Source organism: Glutamicibacter sp. NPDC127525 (assembly GCF_042672105.1).
Taxonomy (GTDB): Bacteria; Actinomycetota; Actinomycetes; order Actinomycetales; family Micrococcaceae; genus Glutamicibacter.
Genome location: NZ_JBHXVN010000004.1, coordinates 190,481 through 207,400, shown reverse-complemented (window position 1 = coordinate 207,400; position 16,920 = coordinate 190,481). Strand labels below are relative to the sequence as shown.

General features: G+C 65.3%; 15 protein-coding genes. 5 read left to right on the top strand and 10 right to left on the bottom strand.

The features are described 5' to 3' along the window. Positions 1-12: 12 nt before the first annotated feature. The 6 genes from ACFVHU_RS11335 to ACFVHU_RS11310 form a co-directional block, all read right to left on the bottom strand. A complete protein-coding gene (locus tag ACFVHU_RS11335) occupies positions 13-837 on the bottom strand; it encodes a DNA-formamidopyrimidine glycosylase family protein (RefSeq protein ID WP_388024490.1) in 825 nt (274 codons plus the stop codon). A 24-nt stretch (positions 838-861) separates the two neighbouring features. After that, positions 862-5,526: an ATP-dependent helicase gene (locus tag ACFVHU_RS11330; RefSeq protein WP_388024488.1), complete on the bottom strand. Its 4,665-nt coding sequence runs from the start codon at positions 5,524-5,526 to the stop codon at positions 862-864. A 39-nt stretch (positions 5,527-5,565) separates the two neighbouring features. Further along, a complete protein-coding gene (locus tag ACFVHU_RS11325) occupies positions 5,566-5,868 on the bottom strand; it encodes a transcriptional regulator (protein ID WP_105658582.1) in 303 nt (100 codons plus the stop codon). Beyond that, entirely contained in the window at positions 5,852-6,313 is a 462-nt protein-coding gene (locus tag ACFVHU_RS11320; protein ID WP_388024487.1) for a hypothetical protein, read from the bottom strand. The genes ACFVHU_RS11325 and ACFVHU_RS11320 overlap by 17 nt, the downstream gene beginning before the upstream one ends. A 4-nt stretch (positions 6,314-6,317) precedes the next feature. Beyond that, entirely contained in the window at positions 6,318-6,782 is a 465-nt protein-coding gene (locus ACFVHU_RS11315; RefSeq protein WP_388024485.1) for a hypothetical protein, read from the bottom strand. A 63-nt stretch (positions 6,783-6,845) separates the two neighbouring features. Beyond that, entirely contained in the window at positions 6,846-7,304 is a 459-nt protein-coding gene (locus ACFVHU_RS11310; RefSeq protein ID WP_388024484.1) for a 23S rRNA (pseudouridine(1915)-N(3))-methyltransferase RlmH, read from the bottom strand. Between the two features lie 63 nt (positions 7,305-7,367). Here ACFVHU_RS11310 and ACFVHU_RS11305 point away from each other — a divergent pair, with 63 nt between their 5' ends. Then, positions 7,368-8,054 carry a phosphatase PAP2 family protein gene (locus ACFVHU_RS11305; protein WP_388024482.1) on the top strand — a complete coding sequence of 229 codons (687 nt, stop codon included), beginning with the start codon at positions 7,368-7,370 and terminating at the stop codon, positions 8,052-8,054. 46 nt (positions 8,055-8,100) lie between these two features. On the opposite strand, the gene ACFVHU_RS11300 is transcribed toward ACFVHU_RS11305, so the two are convergent. Beyond that, positions 8,101-8,982: a LysR substrate-binding domain-containing protein gene (locus tag ACFVHU_RS11300; RefSeq protein ID WP_388024481.1), complete on the bottom strand. Its 882-nt coding sequence runs from the start codon at positions 8,980-8,982 to the stop codon at positions 8,101-8,103. Positions 8,983-9,061: 79 nt separating this feature from the next. Here ACFVHU_RS11300 and ACFVHU_RS11295 point away from each other — a divergent pair, with 79 nt between their 5' ends. Together ACFVHU_RS11295 and ACFVHU_RS11290 are read left to right on the top strand one after the other, a co-directional pair. Next, positions 9,062-10,003 carry an EamA family transporter gene (locus tag ACFVHU_RS11295; protein ID WP_388024480.1) on the top strand — a complete coding sequence of 314 codons (942 nt, stop codon included), beginning with the start codon at positions 9,062-9,064 and terminating at the stop codon, positions 10,001-10,003. Continuing rightward, a complete protein-coding gene (locus tag ACFVHU_RS11290) occupies positions 10,000-11,199 on the top strand; it encodes an MFS transporter (RefSeq protein ID WP_388024478.1) in 1,200 nt (399 codons plus the stop codon). The genes ACFVHU_RS11295 and ACFVHU_RS11290 overlap by 4 nt, the downstream gene beginning before the upstream one ends. Before the next feature lie 44 nt (positions 11,200-11,243). Here the strand turns inward: ACFVHU_RS11290 and ACFVHU_RS11285 are convergent, their stop codons facing one another. Further along, positions 11,244-12,215: a D-2-hydroxyacid dehydrogenase family protein gene (locus ACFVHU_RS11285; protein ID WP_388024477.1), complete on the bottom strand. Its 972-nt coding sequence runs from the start codon at positions 12,213-12,215 to the stop codon at positions 11,244-11,246. A 150-nt stretch (positions 12,216-12,365) separates the two neighbouring features. Next, positions 12,366-14,213 (bottom strand): calcineurin-like phosphoesterase C-terminal domain-containing protein, encoded by a 1,848-nt coding sequence (locus tag ACFVHU_RS11280; RefSeq protein ID WP_388024476.1) that lies wholly within the window; start codon positions 14,211-14,213, stop codon positions 12,366-12,368. A gap of 179 nt (positions 14,214-14,392) precedes the next feature. Here ACFVHU_RS11280 and ACFVHU_RS11275 point away from each other — a divergent pair, with 179 nt between their 5' ends. Continuing rightward, positions 14,393-15,520, top strand: coding sequence for a hypothetical protein (locus ACFVHU_RS11275; protein WP_388024475.1), 1,128 nt, complete (start codon positions 14,393-14,395; stop codon positions 15,518-15,520). Between the two features lie 49 nt (positions 15,521-15,569). Then, the gene (locus ACFVHU_RS11270; RefSeq protein WP_388024474.1) at positions 15,570-16,001 is read left to right on the top strand and encodes an acyl-CoA thioesterase; all 432 of its coding nucleotides are present in this window, start codon (positions 15,570-15,572) and stop codon (positions 15,999-16,001) included. On the opposite strand, the gene ACFVHU_RS11265 is transcribed toward ACFVHU_RS11270, so the two are convergent. Next, the gene (locus tag ACFVHU_RS11265) at positions 15,998-16,849 is read right to left on the bottom strand and encodes a helix-turn-helix transcriptional regulator (RefSeq protein ID WP_388024472.1); all 852 of its coding nucleotides are present in this window, start codon (positions 16,847-16,849) and stop codon (positions 15,998-16,000) included. The genes ACFVHU_RS11270 and ACFVHU_RS11265 overlap by 4 nt on opposite strands. Between the last annotated feature and the right edge of the window lie 71 nt (positions 16,850-16,920).

Genomic DNA, 16,920 nt, shown 5'->3' with positions numbered 1-16,920 from the left:
GCGCCCCGCCGCCTAGGCCGCTGGCTGGCAGGAAGGGCACAGGTAGCAGTCCCGTTCAGCACCGGTGGAAGCCGAGGGAATGCGCAGCAGCCCGATGCGGGTTCCGCAGCGCAGGCAGGGCTTCGACGCCCGGCCGTAGACCCACAGCGGGTCGCGGGTGCGCGGCTGCCCGGTAGTCACCCGCCGCGACCGGTCCTTGTTCACCACCAGCAAGCGGTGAGCCAGTTCGATTAATGCCGGCAGGCCGGCCACCTCGCCCACCGCGGTGAGCGGATGCACGCGCCGCAGGAACAGGATCTCGCTGCGGTAGACATTTCCCACCCCGGCCATGATCCGCTGGTCCAGCAGCGCTTGCCCGATGCCCAGCTGCGGATCGGCGCGCAGGTTGTCCAGCGCCCGTTGCGCATCCCAGTCCGGCCCGAGCAGGTCGGGTCCCAGATGGCCGACCACCTCGGACTCCTGTTCGGTTGGCAGCAGTTTCACCTGGGCGATCTCGAAGCCCACGGCCTTGACGTTTGCTGTTTCCAGCACCACCCGGGCGGTATGCGCCGGGCGCTTCCAGCGTTCGCCTGGCGCATAGAGATCCCAGCGCCCTTCCATGAGCAGATGCGAATGCAAGGTCAGCGCAGGCTGGGCGAAGGCCGGGTTCGCAGTAGCCGGCGGCTGCAGGCGCATCAGCAGGTGCTTGCCCCGGGGGACGACCTCGCGCACCGTGTACCCGGCGACGTCCACGGTGGCCAGGGCCGGGACGCGGAAATCGGAGGCCAGCAGGATTTCGCCGGCCAGCGCCTGGTGCAGGCGGGCGGTGGCGCGGTAGACGGTATCGCCTTCGGGCATGGGCAACGCTCCTTCGATAGCGGGTCAGCGGCGGAAGCGGATGCCTTGGGGCGTCGCATAGAAACCGGCGCCCAGCAGGGCGGCGCCGACCGGATGGTCCTGCACCGGCTGCCCGTCGACCGTGGCGATGGCGATCTTGTCGACCTGGGCGGTGCGCAGCGCGGCGACCATCGCCGTGGCGAGGATGCGCCAGGACGGCTCGGGCAGCTGCCCGAAGGTCAGCACCGTGCGCCCGCCGCGCTCCAGATAGAGGCTCAGGGCCCCGTCGAGGAGCCCGACGATTGCGCCGGCCTTGCGCCCGGGGCGGTGCCCGGTTTCGGTCGCAGGCCAAGCCAGCGCCGCGCCATAGGGGTTCGCCGGGTCGGTGGAAGCTAGCACCGTGGCCACCGGCTGTCGGCGCGGGTCATCGGCCAGCTGGAATCCGCGCAGCCGGTCAATGGTGGTGGAGGTGGAGAACTGGGCGGCGCCGAGCTTCTCGACGAAGTAGCCGCGCCGGGCATGGCCAGCTTCTTCCAGCTTCGAGAGCACCCGGTAGAGCTGGCCGAAGCCGCCGGGCACCGACTCGGCGGCCACCGAGCCGCGGGTGAGCACCCCGTAGCGTTCCAGCATGATTTCCGCGGTGGCGTGGGCGCTGATCGTGGGGTCCGCTACCGGTGCGGGCAGCAGCGACCAGCGGGCCGCGCCGCGCGAGCCTCGCGCCGGCCCGCCGGCTTGTTCCCGGGCCAGCCGGTTCAGCCCGGAGAGCCGGTTCAATCGTGCGGCGCGGGCCCGCGGGGCGGGCTTGGCGATTTTGTGCGCGGTGCTTCCGCCGGCCAGGTAGCCGCGGATCGGCGCCATGGTATCCGGTGAAATGTACCCGGCCCAGAACAGCCTCCAGCAGGATTCGGCGACCTCGTGGCTGCTGGCCGCCGGCTCATCGCTGCGGTGGATGCGCCCGGCCAGCTCCTCGGCGAAGTAGGCGCCGGTGGACTCGAAGGCCTGGAGCACGCGCAGGTCCAGGGCTTGCAGCGCGCTGGCATCGGGCTGGGGAAGGCTCAGCGCTGCATGCTCGGCGGTGTGCAGCGACAGCCAGCCGTCCTTGCCGCCGGCGGCTCCGGCGCCGCAGATCAGGATATCCCCGGAGCTGCACAGCTCATCCAGCCAGGAATTCTGGTAGCCCCTCAGCCGGGCCGGGAACACGAAGGATTCCAGGGCGGAGGCGGGGACCTCGGCGCCGGCGAGCTGGGCAACGATTTCATAGGCGCCGTCGGCTCCCTGCAGCGAAGAACCGATCTGCTGCCAGGCCGGCAGGAAGCGCCCGTAGGTGTCCTGGTCCACCGGCTCCACCTCGGCGCGCAGCGCCGCCAGGGATCGGGTGCGGATGGTGCGCAGCACCGACACGTCGCAGTATTCGTCGCCGGCCACGCCCTCGGGGACGAGCTCCAGCGGGCGGAAGGCCCCCAGCGACAAGCGGCCGGCGGCCACCAGCTGGTCGAGAACGGGGCGCAGCACCGCCACGCCCAGTCCCAGCTGCGCGGCCAGCTCCCCGAGGGTGAACGGGGCGTGGGTGCGGGCGAAGCGCGAGACCAGGTCCTGGATCGGAGCGGTGGCAGGCTCCAGGAAGGCCGCCGGGATGCCGGTGGGCAGCGGGGTGCCCAGCGCATCGCGCAGCTTGCCGGCATCCTCGATGGCCGCGTACACCAGCTGGCCGGAGCGGCGCAAGGTGAAAGCCCGGCGCGTGGAAACCAGGGCCTCGGCGTGGGCCCGGGCGCTGGCAGGATCCAGCGCCGCTTCGTCATCGGCCGGATCGCGCAGCCTGGCGGCCAGCTGCCCGGCATCCAGCGGACCCAGCAGCCGCAGCAGGTCCGCGGCGCCTTCCATGCCCGCCAACCGGCGGTTGGCTGCCAGATGCTGCAGCTGATCCTGCAAGGCCGCGATGACCAGCGGGTCCAGCACCTCGCGCACGTCGTTGCGCCCGAGCAATTCGCCCAGCAGCACCGGATCCAGGCTCAGGGCGGCGGCGCGGCGTTCGGCCAGCGGCGCGTCGGATTCGTAGAGGAACTGCGCCACGTAGCCGAAAAGCAGGGATTGGGCGAAGGGCGAAGGCAGCTCGGTGGTCACTTCCACCAGGCGGATGGCCCGCGAGGAGATGCTGGAGTGGATCCTGGACAGTGCCGGCAGATCATAGACATCATTCAGGCATTCGCGCACGGTTTCCAGGATGATCGGGAAATCCGGGTAGTTGCGGGCCACATCCAGCAGCTGGCTGGCACGCTGGCGCTGCTGCCACAGCGGGGTGCGCTTGGTCGGGTTGATCCGCGGCAGCAGCAGCGCGCGGGCGGCGCATTCGCGGAAGCGGGAGGCAAACAACGCGGAATTGGCCACCTGCGAGGTGACCACCTCGATGATCTCGTCGGCTTCGAAGGCGAAGAGGTCCGCCCCGGGCGGCTCATCGTCCATGGCGGGGATGCGCAGCACGATCCCGTCGTCGGCGGCCATCGCCGAGGCGTCCAGCCCCCAGCGTTCGCGGACCCGCGCGCCGACGGCCAGCGCCCACGGGGCGTGCACGGCCAAGCCGAACGGGGAGTGCAGGATGACCCGCCAGTCGCCCAGCTCGTCGTGGAAGCGCTCGATCACGAAATTCTGGTGGTTGGGCACCTGGCCGGTGGCCCGGCGCTGCTCGTCCAGGTAGTTGAGCAGATTGTTCGCGGCGAACGGATCCAGCCCGCTGCCGTGCAGCACTTCGGCCGCTTCGGTGCGTTCGCTGGCCAGCAGCTTCGTGGTGAATTCGCCCAGCGCTGCCCCGAGTTCCACCGGGCGTCCCAGCCCGTCGCCGTGCCAGAAGGGCAGCTTTCCGGGTTGGCCGAAGGCCGGGGTGACCAGCACCCGGTCGTGGGTGATGTCCTCGATGCGCCAGCTGGTCGCCCCGAGGGCGAAAATGTCCCCGACGCGCGATTCGTAGACCATTTCCTCGTCCAGCTCGCCCACGCGCTTGGGCGCCTTGTCATCCTCGGATCCGGCCAGGAAAACCCCGAACAGCCCGCGGTCCGGGATGGTGCCGCCGGAAATCACGGCCAGGCGCTGCGCCCCGGGCCGGGCGGTGAGGGTGCCGGCATCCCGGTCCCAGATCAGCCGCGGCTTGAGCGTGGCGAATTCATCCGAAGGGTACTTGCCCGAGAGCATGTCCAAGGTGGCCAGATAGGCGCTGCGCGGCAGCTGCTGGTAGGGGGCGGCGCGGCGCACGGTGTCGAACCATTGCTCTACGTCCAAGTCGTCCATGGCCACCGCGGCCAGGGTCTGCTGCGCCAGCACATCCAGCGGGTTGGCGGGGATCACCATCTTCTCGATGGCTCCTTGGCGCATGCGGGTGACCACCAGGGCGGTGGAGAGCAGGTCCGCCCGGTGCTTGGGGAAGAAAGCGCCCCGGGAGACCGAGCCGACCTGGTGCCCGGCACGGCCCACGCGCTGCAGCCCCGAGGAGACCGAGTTCGGGGATTCGACCTGGATCACCAGATCCACCAGCCCCATGTCGATGCCGAGTTCCAGGGAGCTGGTAGCCACCACGGCGCGCAGCTTGCCCAGCTTCAGGTCTTCCTCGATCTGGGCGCGCGAATCCTTGGACACCGAGCCGTGGTGGGCACGGGCCAGTAACGGAGCTTCCGGGTGCGCGGCAGCGGTGGAGCCGGCCTGGGCCATCAGCGCGGCGGGGGTGGAGGTGGAAGCATTCTCGGCGCTGAATCCCTCGCGTTCGGCGTAGATTTCGTTCAGCCGCCCGGTCAGCCGCTCGGCCAGCCGGCGGGAGTTGGCGAAGATGATGGTCGAATGGTTGTCCAGCACCAGATCCACCAGCTGGTTCTCCACATGCGGCCAGATGCTCGCCGACGCCGCGGGGGAGGAACCCGGACCCAGATCATGCGCTCCGGCCGCGGAAGGCAGGTCGGTCATGTCTTCCACCGGGACGCGCACCGCCAACTCCCATTTCTTGGTGGACGGCGGGCGTACGATGTTCACCGGGGCGGAGCCGACCAGGAAGCGGGCCACTTCTTCGGGCGGCTCGACGGTGGCAGAGAGCCCGATGCGCTGGGCCGGGGCGGGCAGCAGCGCGTCGAGCCGTTCCAGGGACAGGGCCAAATGGGTTCCGCGCTTGGTATTGGCAATCGCGTGGACCTCGTCGATGATCACGGTGTGCACATCGGCCAGGGTCTTGCGTGCCTGGCTGGTGAGCATCAGGTACAGCGATTCGGGCGTGGTGATCAGGATTTCGGGCGGGTCCTTGAGCAGCTTGCGCCGGTCATTGGCCGGGGTGTCTCCCGAGCGCACTCCCACCGACACCGACGGCTGGGACAAGCCCATTTCGTGCGCGGTGGCGCGGATGCCAGCGAGCGGAGAACGCAGGTTGCGCTCCACGTCGACCCCGAGGGCCTTCAGCGGAGAAATGTAGAGCACCTTGGTGCCATTGCCCGTTGGATGATCGGCATCGGAGTCCATCCCCGGCAATGCTGGAGCGTCAAGTTCCGCGTGGTGCAGCCGGTCCAGTGCCCAGAGGAACGCGGCCAGGGTCTTGCCCGAGCCGGTAGGCGCGATGACCAGGGTGTGCTTCCCGTCCGAGATGGATTCCCAGGCGCCACTCTGGGCAACCGTGGGCGCGGAGAAGACGTCGGTGAACCACTTGCGGGTGGCTGCGCCGAACCGGGACAGGACATCGCTCATGGAATCGATACTACGGTCTGCGAACGACAAGATCGGCCATTATCCGCCCGCCGTGATCTCCCGCAGGGCCGCCACATGGCTGACGTAGGCCCGGCGTCCGGATTTGGTCAGCGAAACGCGCATATGGCTGCGCCCCAGCTTGGTGAACCGCTCGATGCCGATATACCCGGCATCGGCGAGCTGCTTGAGGTGCTTGCTCAAGACGGAGTCGGCGACATCGAGGATGCCGCGAAGGTGCGCGAATTCTGCCCACTGCACCGGGGCGAGGCTGGCGCAAATGCGCAGGCGGATGGGTGCATGGATCAGCTCGTCGAATTGCGCATTGCTAGATGGCTTGTTCATTTCCATCCTTGATGCGGGATTTGATGGTTTCGCGGCGCATGATCCACAGGGAACCGGTGAAGACAGCGGCCAATGCGAGGAATTTGGGTATCGCGAACAGCCAAGTCTGGGGAATCCAGAAGGTGCACAATTGCAGGGCGAGCATCATGAACAGCATGACAGCGATGTATTTGCCCGAGTGCCTCAATGCAGGACGGGACTTGGGCCGCTGGCGCGACCAGTAGGCGTACCAGGCGATCAATGGCACAAAGAGCACCGGCGACCAGTACCAAAGGGCGATGTCGATGACTCCGTAGAGCGAAAAGATTGCCGACGTGACGATGCCCAGGGCAATCATGAATGCCCCGGGGGCTTCGGTGGCGCTGACGGTGCCGTTCGCGGCTTCTTCGGCCGCGGCGAGTTGGGAAGCGGCTTCGCGCTCCGAGGGGATCTGCGAATTGTTCACCTGGCTAGACCGCCATTTCCTGGGCATCTTGCACACGGTCCTTGTCCCATGCCGCTTGCGCCGAGGAAAGCAAATGCCATAAGGCGGTGCAGGAGACGACTAGTTTCGCACCGATGCTCCAAGGGTCCTCGGCGACCCAAAAGCGCAGGCACATCACGATCATTGACGCCAGGAACGCGTACCAGCCGTAGGTTGCCGAGCTGCTGAGCAAAGGGCGCATCTTGGCGCGGCTGCGCATAATCACGTAGTGCACGAGGGCTGCAACGACAGCCGCCGCGAATAACGCCAGAGCCATCTTTGGCGAAAGGACATGTTCAAGACTCATCGCGGTGCTCCCGAGCACCACGTACACGAAGAGGGTGGCCCGGGAAGAAGTGCCGGCAGCGATCATCTTGTTCGAGGCCTGGTCCGCGGAGGCCAAGCGCTCCGCGGCGGTCAGCTTGTCGATTCGTTCTTGCCCCTCAGCCATGATTTCCCCACTTTCCGTTATGGAAAGTCTTGTCTTTCCAAGTTGGAAAGTCAAGGGAATGGCTTAAACGTGATGGTACTTCCCGCCTGCCAGGATGTCCTGCGCGCGGTACAGCTGCTCGGTGAGGATCAAGCGCACCAGCTGGTGCGGGAAGACCAGCTTCGAAAGCGACCAGGTGAAATTGGCCCGCGCATGCACGGATGCGTCCACGCCGTACGCGCCGCCGATGATGATCACGACATTGCGCGAAGCATCAATCGGGGTGCGCAAAGTATTGGCCAACGCGGGGGAGTCCACGTTCTTGCCGCGTTCATCGAGCAGAACCACGAAGTCGCGTTCATCGATTTTCGCCAGGATGCGGGCAGACTCCTCGGTGCGGGCCGCGTCGTTCTCGCGCGAGGAATGGTTCAGCAGCTGCCAGGTGAGATTGAAGGGTTTCTTCAGCCGCTTCTCGTAGCGGGAAATTCCCTCGTCCACCCAGGATTCGTGTTTCTTGCCAACTGCCAGCACCTTGATCGTCATGCTTCCATTGTTCCGCATCGATCGAGTTCAGCGCTTCGCGCCCGCCCCGATACGATGGAAGCCATGCGATCCTCATGGTATTTCCGGCAAGGCCAACGTTCCCGCGGCGCACAGGTGCTGTGGATGATTTTCGGGCTGGTTGTCGCCATGTTCTACTTCACCCGCAGGGTGCTGGTCTCCCTGCACGCGGGCGGATGGGCCAGGGATCTGGATGCCCCTGCCTACCAATGGGCACTGGAGCACCAGTCGCCGTTCCTGTTTGCGGTCTCCGACTTCTTGTACTTCTGGGGATCCACACCGGGAATGACCATGATCATGCTGGTGATCACCTCATTGCTGTGCTGGAAAACCCGCAGTGCGTGGCCGTTGGCGGCCATCGCGTTCACTGCACTGGTCTCGGTCCTGCTGACCGTTATTCTCAAGACAAGCCTCCAGGTGCCGCGTCCCCAAGGCGTTCCCGGAGGCCCGGCGCCGCCGCAGACCTTTTCGTTCCCCAGCGGGCACACGCTGAACTCGGCCGCGCTGATCGGCATCGCCAGCTACCTGGCGATCATCTACGGGCTGCGCCGCTACGCGTACCTGATCTCCATCGTCGCGGCGCTATTCGTCCTGGCGATGGGAGCTTCGCGAATCTACATCGGGCACCACTGGGTCTCTGACGTGCTGGTGGGGCTGCTGATCGGGTCCGCATGGGCCGCCGTCGTGGCGATCCTGCATTACTTCTTCGTGCCGCGGCCGCAGAAGCCCTAGTTTCACCGGTCCTGCCAATGCCGTGCCGCCAGAAGACGTCGACGCTCTATCGGACCTTGAAGTTCTTCTCCAGTATGGCAATGAAGGCGAGGGCAGCCGGGCTGGGATTGAATTCACTCCAGGCAAGGTATTCCGTGCGTGAGGGCCCGTCGGACAGCGGGACGGCAACAAGTCCGCGATTGGCCGGAACCAGCGCTTCGGACATCAAGGCAATCGCCAGGCCCTGAGCGGTGAGATCAAGCATCAGATCAACGTTCGTTGCTTCGAATGCGACGTGTCGGGACACTCCCACGGAGTCGAACGCTATGTCCGACTGCGCTCGCCCCGGTGAATCCGCAGGAAAATCCACGAAAAGCTCATCAGATAGGTCAACGAGACCCAGGCGCTGATGTTCTGCCAGTCGATGCCCGGCATCGAGCACGGCAACGAGTCGTTCACGAGCGAGAATCCGGGAAGCTACTTGTTTTGGAGCGGTGCTGCCGGGCAGGCCAAGCACGGCAACGTCCATGGAACCGGCCCGAATGGACTCGATGAACGCGTTGCTGTCCCCGGTGCTTAAGCTGACGTGGACTACGGGGTTGTCGCGGTGGAATTCCCCCAATGCAGCTGCCAGATCGATCCCGGTAACCGTAGGAATGATTCCGACGCTGAGCTTGCCGCGGATTTCGCCGGTGGTGGCCAGGGCCTCGGAGACAGCGCGCTCTGCTGCTTCCAAGCTTGCTCGCGCCGATGGCAGGAAGGCAACCCCGGCTTCGGTCAGTTCGACCTTCCGGCTAGTCCGAGCGAATAGTTGAGTCCCGATTTCGTGCTCCAATACCTTGATCTGGTGGCTCAAGGCCGATTGGACCACATGGCAGCTTTGGGCAGCGCGCGTGAAGTTCTTGTGTTCTGCGACGGCAAGTACATAGCGAAGTTGCTGCAATTCCATTCATCTATCGTGGCACACGATTGTTGACATGAAAACTATGTGTTGGACTGATTGATGAGTTCACCGTGATAGTTGAAGCATGATCACAACTACGGCTCCTTCACCTGCGCATATGACGAGCTCTCGTGCCGGCACTACCCTGCTGACGGCGTTGGCTCCGGCCGTTTGGGGCACAACATACTTGGTGACGGCGGAACTGCTTCCCCCGGGGCACCCGATGTTCGCCGCGCTCGTTCGCTCGTTGCCGGCAGGGATCATCGGACTGCTTTTGGTACGGCAGCTCCCTCGCGGTGGCTGGTGGTGGAAAGCCGCCGTGCTCGGCTTCTTGAACGTCGGACTCTTCTTTCCACTTCTGTTCGTGGCCGCGAGCCGGCTTCCGGGAGGAGTGGCCGCCACCCTCGGGGCCGTGCAACCGCTTGTCGTTGCAATTCTCGCAGTGCTGATCCTGAGGCAAAGCCCCTCCGGATGGCAGTTGGCTTGGGCCGTCACCGGTGTTCTGGGCGTAGGGCTTGTAGTCCTCGGACCCGCCGCCAGGCTTGACCCAGTAGGAATTCTTGCTGGATTGGGCGGATGCCTCGCCATGGGCCTGGGCCTGGTCTTGGCCAAACGGTGGGGCCGGCCTGCAGGTCTCGGGGCAATGGGTTTCGCCAGTTGGCAACTGACTGCCGGTGGCCTCGTATTGCTGATGCCAACAATGCTGCTTGAAGGATTCCCCAACAGCGTGCCGGCTTCGGGCCTTGCCGGATATCTGTGGCTCGGGCTCGTAGGCGGACTGCTGGCCTACACCCTTTGGTTCCGTGGCCTGGGGCGTCTTCCGGTCACTTCCACGGCCCTTTTAGGGATGCTTTCCCCGCTGGTTGCAGCGGCGCTCGGGGTGGGCCTTGGCGGGGAATCGCTCAACGCCGGCCAGCTCCTTGGCTTCTCGCTGGCGGTGGCTGCACTGGCCGCGGGCCAATTCACTATCCGATTACCACGTTTCAGCAATCACTTCGCCCTTCAATCTCGGAATGATGCCCAATGACAACAACGTCACCGATCAGTTACCAGCCGTTCCAAGCGAGAGCCCGCCTTCCGTGGGGTGCACTCCTGGCCCTGTCCTCAGCGGGGTTCCTGGCAATATTTACAGAATCCATGCCGGCCGGGTTATTGCCGCAGTTGGCTTCAGGGCTCGGGACTTCACCTGCAGGCGCTGGCCAGCTGGTCACCCTATACGCAGTCGGTTCGCTCCTCGCTGCCATTCCGCTGATTTTTGCGACCCGCCGCATGGACCGGAAGAAGGTCCTGCTCTGCGCAGTACTGGGACTTGTACTTTTCAACACCGTAACAGCACTGGCTCCGTGGTATCCCCTGGTGCTCCTTGCCCGGTTTGCTGCTGGTGCGGCAGCGGCTCTCATCTGGGGCGTCATGTCCGGGTACGCGAGAAGCCTCGTTATCGAATCATTGCAGGGACGTGCGCTGACCATCGCAGGGCTAGGCCAACCGATCGCCTTGGCGCTCGGGGTCCCATTGGGAGCTTGGGCTGGATCAATCGTTGACTGGCGATGGGTATTTCTGGGCATCTCGGTCGCGGCACTTGCCTTGTTTTTCTGGATCCTTGTTTCTTTGCCCCCAATTGCTGGGCGGCCAGAAACTCGCAAGCCGTCGCTAGGCAGCGTACTGCGGATTCGCGGAGTTCGCATGGTCCTGTTCGTGGCCCTGTTCTGGGTGCTGGCCCACAACGTGCTCTATACCTACATCGCGCCTGTGCTATCTCCCAGTGGCCTGAACCTCGACTTGGGCTTGCTGCTATTCGGGGTGGCATCCTTCGCCGGAATCACCATCACAGGACTCGTCATTGACCGCGCCATGAGGGTCCTGATTCTCGGTTGCCTGTCTGTGATGGGAATTGCCGGTTTGGTGTTGGCGCATCCTGAACTGGGCAGCCTGGCGGCTGCCACCGCGATAATCCTATGGGGGATCGGATTCGGAGGAGCACCGGTGCTCTTGCAAACCTGCCTGGCAGATCGCGCCGGCAAAAATACCGACGTGGCCCAATCCTTGTTCGTGACCGTATTCAACCTCGCGGTGGCTGGCGGAGGATTGGCAGGCGGCGCCGTTCTTGCCCTCGGCGGATCCAGCGAAACACAGGCATGGACGGTGCTCGTCCTCATGGTGCTCACTGCAGCAACGGTGGTGGTTGCCAAGCGGACGTTCGCTCCAGGCCGCCGCACCGAATAGGCGGGCCCGGCAGCCGTTCAGCAGTGTGCAGTGTCCCCGGGTACCTAGGCCAGCACCCGGATCGGTGCGCCGCTAGCCCACGCGCGGATGTCTTCCACCGCGTCGCGGTAGAACATCTCGAACTGCTCGATGGTTACATAGCCGATATGCGGGGTGGCAATCACGCCCCGGGTAGCGGCCAGCCGGTCCTTGGTCGGCAGCGGTTCCACGTCGAAAACATCCCCCGCGGCCAGGTGCAGCTGCCGGCTGTCCAGCGCGTCGATGAGCGCGTCGGTCTGCACGATCCTGCTGCGCGAGGTGTTGACCAGGATGGAATCGGGACGCATCCACGCCAGCTGTTTGGGTCCGATGACCCCGGTGCTGCGCTCCGAGAGCTTCAGATGCACGGTGACGATGTCGCTGGTGGAGAACAGCTCGGCTTCGGAGACCAGTTCCACGCCCACTTCGGTGGCGCGGGCCTTGGTGAGATTCTGGCTGTAGGCGATGACCCGCATGCCGAAGGCCAAGCCGACCTTCGCAACCTTCGCTCCCAGATTTCCCAGGCCGTAGACGCCCAGGGTCTTGCCGGACAGGCCCAGTCCGAAAGTGGTCTGCCAGCCCGAGCCAGCCGCCAGCGGGCGGTCCGCGGAAAACAGCTCCACGTCCAGTCGGCGTGCGGCGCTGAGGATCAGCGCCCAGGTGTGCTCGGCGGCATCGGTAGCCACGTAGCCGGTGTGGCTGACCACGATGCCCTGGTTCTTGGCAGCCTGCAGGTCGATGGATCCGTTGCGGCGGCCGGTGGTGACCAGCAGCTTCAGGTTGGGCAGGGCATTGAGCCGGGCGGCCGGGAAAGGCGTGCGTTCGCGCATGGCGACGATGGCGTCGAAGGGCTGCAGCGCCTGGACGACGGTGCTGTCCTCGTGGCCCAGGTGCTCGGTGAAGACAGTGACTTCGGCGTCCAGGGCGACGGCGAGGCCGTCGAAATCGGCCAGCGAGCGGGCCACGTTGTGGTAATCATCCAGGATTGCAATGCGCATGGATTCATCCTAGGCACCTTCAGCCGATGCTGTCCCACTGCGGGCGTAACAAAAAGCTGGTGCCTGCTCATTGAACTGCTCCCCAAAAGTTGGACTGAAAAAGTCACAACAACTTTTGGGGAGTTTTTCATGCACGCACGAAGGATGGCGCTACCCAATGACCGTGAAATCCAATTCCTCGGTGAAAGAACGCCCATGCACGTCGGTGGCAGTCACCGTGGCGGTGTGCGCCCCGACGGAGAGATCATCTGGCAGTTCCAAGCGCCACAGGTGGCTGGTCTTCTCGGCGAAGCCGCCACCATGGACGAATTGCTCGGCGATGGCCGCCGGATCCGAGTACTCGGCGCCTGACAGCGGGCGTTCGCCGGCCATTTTCTGCGTCCGCTCGGCCGCAACCGGGTCCTGGCCGTCGATGGAGACCTCGACAGCGGAGCCGGTGCTGCCCATCCAGAAATTCGTGGTCAGCCAGGTGTCCTCGGCCAGTCCCTGCCGGCTCACCGCCAGCGGGTCATCCAGGGCCGGAACCGTGCCGCGCTCCTTTTCCAGATTCTCCTCGTACCACTGCCGGTACGCCGGGGTGTTCAAGCCAAGGGACATCTGCTTGCTGGTATCCCCGCCGGTCACGGTGAAGCGCTCGGTGATCTTGGTGTTCTTGATGTCCAAGGTGAGCACTCCCGGAGGGGTCCCGTCGCGCTGGATGGAGGTCGGGTAGCCGTTCTCGGTAACCCGTCCGTCATACCACTGCCCGGAAATGGCTGGGACAGTCAGGTGCGTGAAGGGCAGGCCTGCCTCGCCGACCTCGTCGCGCCAGCCATCCATCAGGTCCCCGGCGCGCAGGTTCTCGGACATGTGGGTGTGCCCGCCCAGGGAAACGACCTCGCGTCCTTCCAGCAGCTCGTAGATCTCCCGGACCTGCTTGGTGGAATGCTCGTCGCTGTAGAAGAACTCCAGCAGGGGGCTGTGCCCGGCCAGGACGATGGCCTTGTTCTTGGGTACCTCGGCCAGGTCCGCGCGCAGCCACTGCAGCTGGCGCTTGCCCAGATCGTAGGTGTAGTCGCTCTTCTTGGCCGGAACCGCAGTCGGGTAATCGATGGTGCTCAGGGCGATGACGTGAGTCTTGCCCGTGTCGTAGGAGTAGTACTCCGGACCGAACTGGGCGCGGAAGGAATCGTACTCGTGCTGCCCGTCCAGCGAGTCGTAGTCGATGTCGTGGTTGCCCGGCAGGAACCGGGCCGGACCGTTGAGCATGGAGGACAGTTCTCGGGTCTGGTGGAAGAAGGTCAGGTCATCGCCCACGAGGTCGCCGATGAACAAGGCACCGCAGCCGGTGTAGTCGGTGCGGGCCGCCAGATCGGCGAAAGCGCCTTCCCTGGCGTACTCGACTTCCTGCTGGGTATAGGTCTGCACATCCGCACCGATGACGCAGCTCTGCTCGGGCGATTGCGTGGCGCTGCTGGCCACCAGCGGGAAGTTGACTGCCTCGGGCAGCGGCCCGGTCGGGGCGATGCCGTCGTACTTCAGGTCCGGGGAGCCTTCAGGCAGGTGGGTGTAGAAGAATTGGGCGACGTTGTCGTCGTCGACCGGAACCTGGAAGCCCCGGGGCTGGGTGACGAACGCGGTCATGTTGTTGTAGGCCGGAAGTTCGTAGCGTCCCTGCCCATCGGTGGCCACGACGTCGCGGCCGTTGGAAACCGTGACGTTCGGTAGGCCAGGCTCGTTGGCATCCTGCGTGGAGTTCTTGTTGCGATCCTCGAAGACCACTCCGTCGAGCGTCTCTTGCGCGGTGCCGCTGCGGCCAGTTCCTGCCGGGATCACCTCGACTGACCCGCGGTAGGCCGAGGAGCTCCAGTCCGCGGCGGACTTGGCTGCCGGCACTGCCTCGAGTTCCGGGGTGGCGCCGATGAATGCGGTGGAAGCTGCAATGGCAACTAGGCTTCCGGCGGTGAGATGCAGTGGGGTGAGATGATTGGTTTTGCCGGGTCGAGCGAAGATTTTCACGAACGTTCCTCCGGGTGGGGACAATCTGCCGGCCCCTTGGCCGGCCGTCTTCCACGGTGCCAATGGCAGGTGAATTGCAACCCCTGCTCAGGTAATGTCTAATAATCGATCCCGTAAATAGTTATCGACTGTCTTGGCGGGATTTACTGTTTTCGAACCAGTGAAATGAAGTGGCGCGGATGGAACTAGTGCAGGCGCTCATGGCAGGCGCGCGCGGGCGCAGGATGTTGTGGGAGTTCGCCACTGCCAGCGAAGAGAAGCTGCTACCGGCGTTCGGGGAGCATCCGCTGCATGCGGCAATGTTCTACGCCGCGTATCACGTAGCGGTAGAACGCGGCGAAAGCGTTGGCCTGTTTGGCGCGGATGAATCCAGCATGCCCGAAACCAGTGTCCAGCAGATCGCCCGGCGCCTGGACGGCACCACTTTGGTTCCGGCCACCGCAGCGCTGCTGCAGCAAGCGCTGGTCCGCTCGGTCGACAGTGCCCGCTATTGGCAGGAACCGGATGGGGAAGACACCCTGCTGGCGTTGCCGGAACTGGCCGCGCCGCTTGAGCGCGTGGCCCGGCACCTGGCGGACAGCGGGCTCGCGGCCTGGTGGCTGGATCCCGTGGATCTGCGCAACCAATTCCAGGTCGAATTCGACCAACATGACCCGCAGGGCAGGACGCAGGCTCCCGGCAGCAATGCCTTGGGCCTACTGCAGGAGTGGAGGGCCGGCGTCCTGGCGACCGAAGCCCGCGATGCCGCCGAAATGAGCAGCACCCCGCTGGGCAGCTTCGGCGGGGAATGGTGGTCCAAGCCCAGCAGCCGCCTGCCCTCCACTACCGGTGTGTTCCCAGACCGGGAGCCAGTGGGCCTGAGCTGCGTGGAAGACGGTTTCGGATGGGAGCAAGCCAGCGTCAGGTTCACGAGCGTGCCTCCCGCAGCCAAGGTGCTGGAGATCGCCACGGCCGAGGACTGGATCCGGCTCTGCCGCGAGCACGGCATCGAGGTCACCGCGCACAAGCGCCACGACTGGTACCTGGCCACCGGGCGCGACGGCGCATGGAAGACCCCCGACTGGCTGGCCGTGGCGCGCGATTACGACGGGGTGCATCTGGGCATCGGCGCCTATCTGGCGCTCGCCGGGCAATGCCTCGACATCGATGATAAATACGCCAGCGTGATCGCCGGGTGGGACCCGGACCAGACGTTCTGGTTCACCGATGAGCTGCGGTGCTACGGGCCTGCACAGGAATGGATCTGCCTGGACGCCAACAACGAGGATGCACGCTGGGTGCCTTCCGGCGATGGCCCAAGTTCATGAGCCGTCACGGGCGCAGTAGCCAGCCCGGGTTTCTGGTGCAATGGGTTCCATGAGCGAAACGACAAACGATGGACTGGCCGCGGCTACCGAAGTCATCTTGCAGCTGCGCTGGTCGGACCAGGACGCCCTGGGCCATGTGAACAATGCGCGCATCGTGACCCTGATGGAAGAAGCCCGCATCCGCTGGACGCGCGAGGACGGGACAACAGGCCGTTTCGAATTCGGCACCGTGGTGGCATCGATCCAGATCGACTACCTGCGCCCGCTGTACTACCAGCCCGAGATGCTCATCCGCATGGGCATCAGCCGGCTGGGCAACAAGTCCTTCACCGTGCGGGGCATCGGCTACCAGGACGGGCAGCCGGTATTCGACTCGACCACGGTCATGGTGCCGCTGGCAGCCGATGGCGTCTCGTCGCGCCCGCTCAACGAGCTGGAGCGCAGCTGGCTCGGCAAATCGCTGATCCCAGCACGCAGCTAGGCTTCGGGTGCCGGTCCCTGGCCGTTGAGCAGCGCGGCCAGATCGCGCAGCTTCGCTTCGGAGTCCGAGCCCGGGTCGGTGGTGTAGATGAACAGGGTCTGGTCTGGTGCCCCGGTCACGTCCAAGGCCTCGTAGTTGACCTCCAGATAGCCCACCTGGGGATGGTTGAACCGCTTGATCCCGTCCCGCCGCTCGACCACCCGGTGATCGGCCCACCAGGTGCGGAATTCTTCGCTGTTCATGGACAGCTCTCCGACCAGCTGCGCGAGCAGCGGATCATGTGGTTGGCGCCCGGCATCCAGGCGCAAGGTGCCGACCATCGAGGCGGCGATCTGCTCCCAGTCGGCGTAGCGCTGCCTGGCTTCGGGATCCAGGAAGGCCCAGCGGATCAGGCTGCGGTGGCGCACCGGCTTGGCGAGGAAGTCGGTGAGCAGGCTGGCGGCCAGCGCATTCATGCCCAGCACCTCGGTACGCCGTCCGCGGATGAAGGCCGGATGCCCGGTGAAGGAATCCAGCAGCTGATGCAATGAGGGGCGTACCCGCTGGATGTTGCTCGACGGGCTGTTGCGCCCGGAGCCGGACACCGAGCGGGCCAGGTTGAATAAATGCCCGGCGGCCGTCTCATCCAGTTCCAGGGCCTTGGCCAACGCGCCGAGCACGGATTCGGAGGGGCGCTTGTGCCGGCCCTGTTCCAGCCGGGTGTAGTAGTCGGTGCTCACGCCGGCCAGGACCGCGACCTCTTCGCGGCGCAGCCCAGGCACGCGCCGCCGGGGGCCGCCATCGCCTGCCGGGCTGACCAGGGCCCGCCGGGCCTTGAGGAATTCGCCGAGCTCGGTATTGGAATTCATCCCTGCATTCCTTTCATCCGCGGGCCGCATCGCCCCGGTCTTATCCTAGCCCTGCGTGCAGTGGCAGCCAG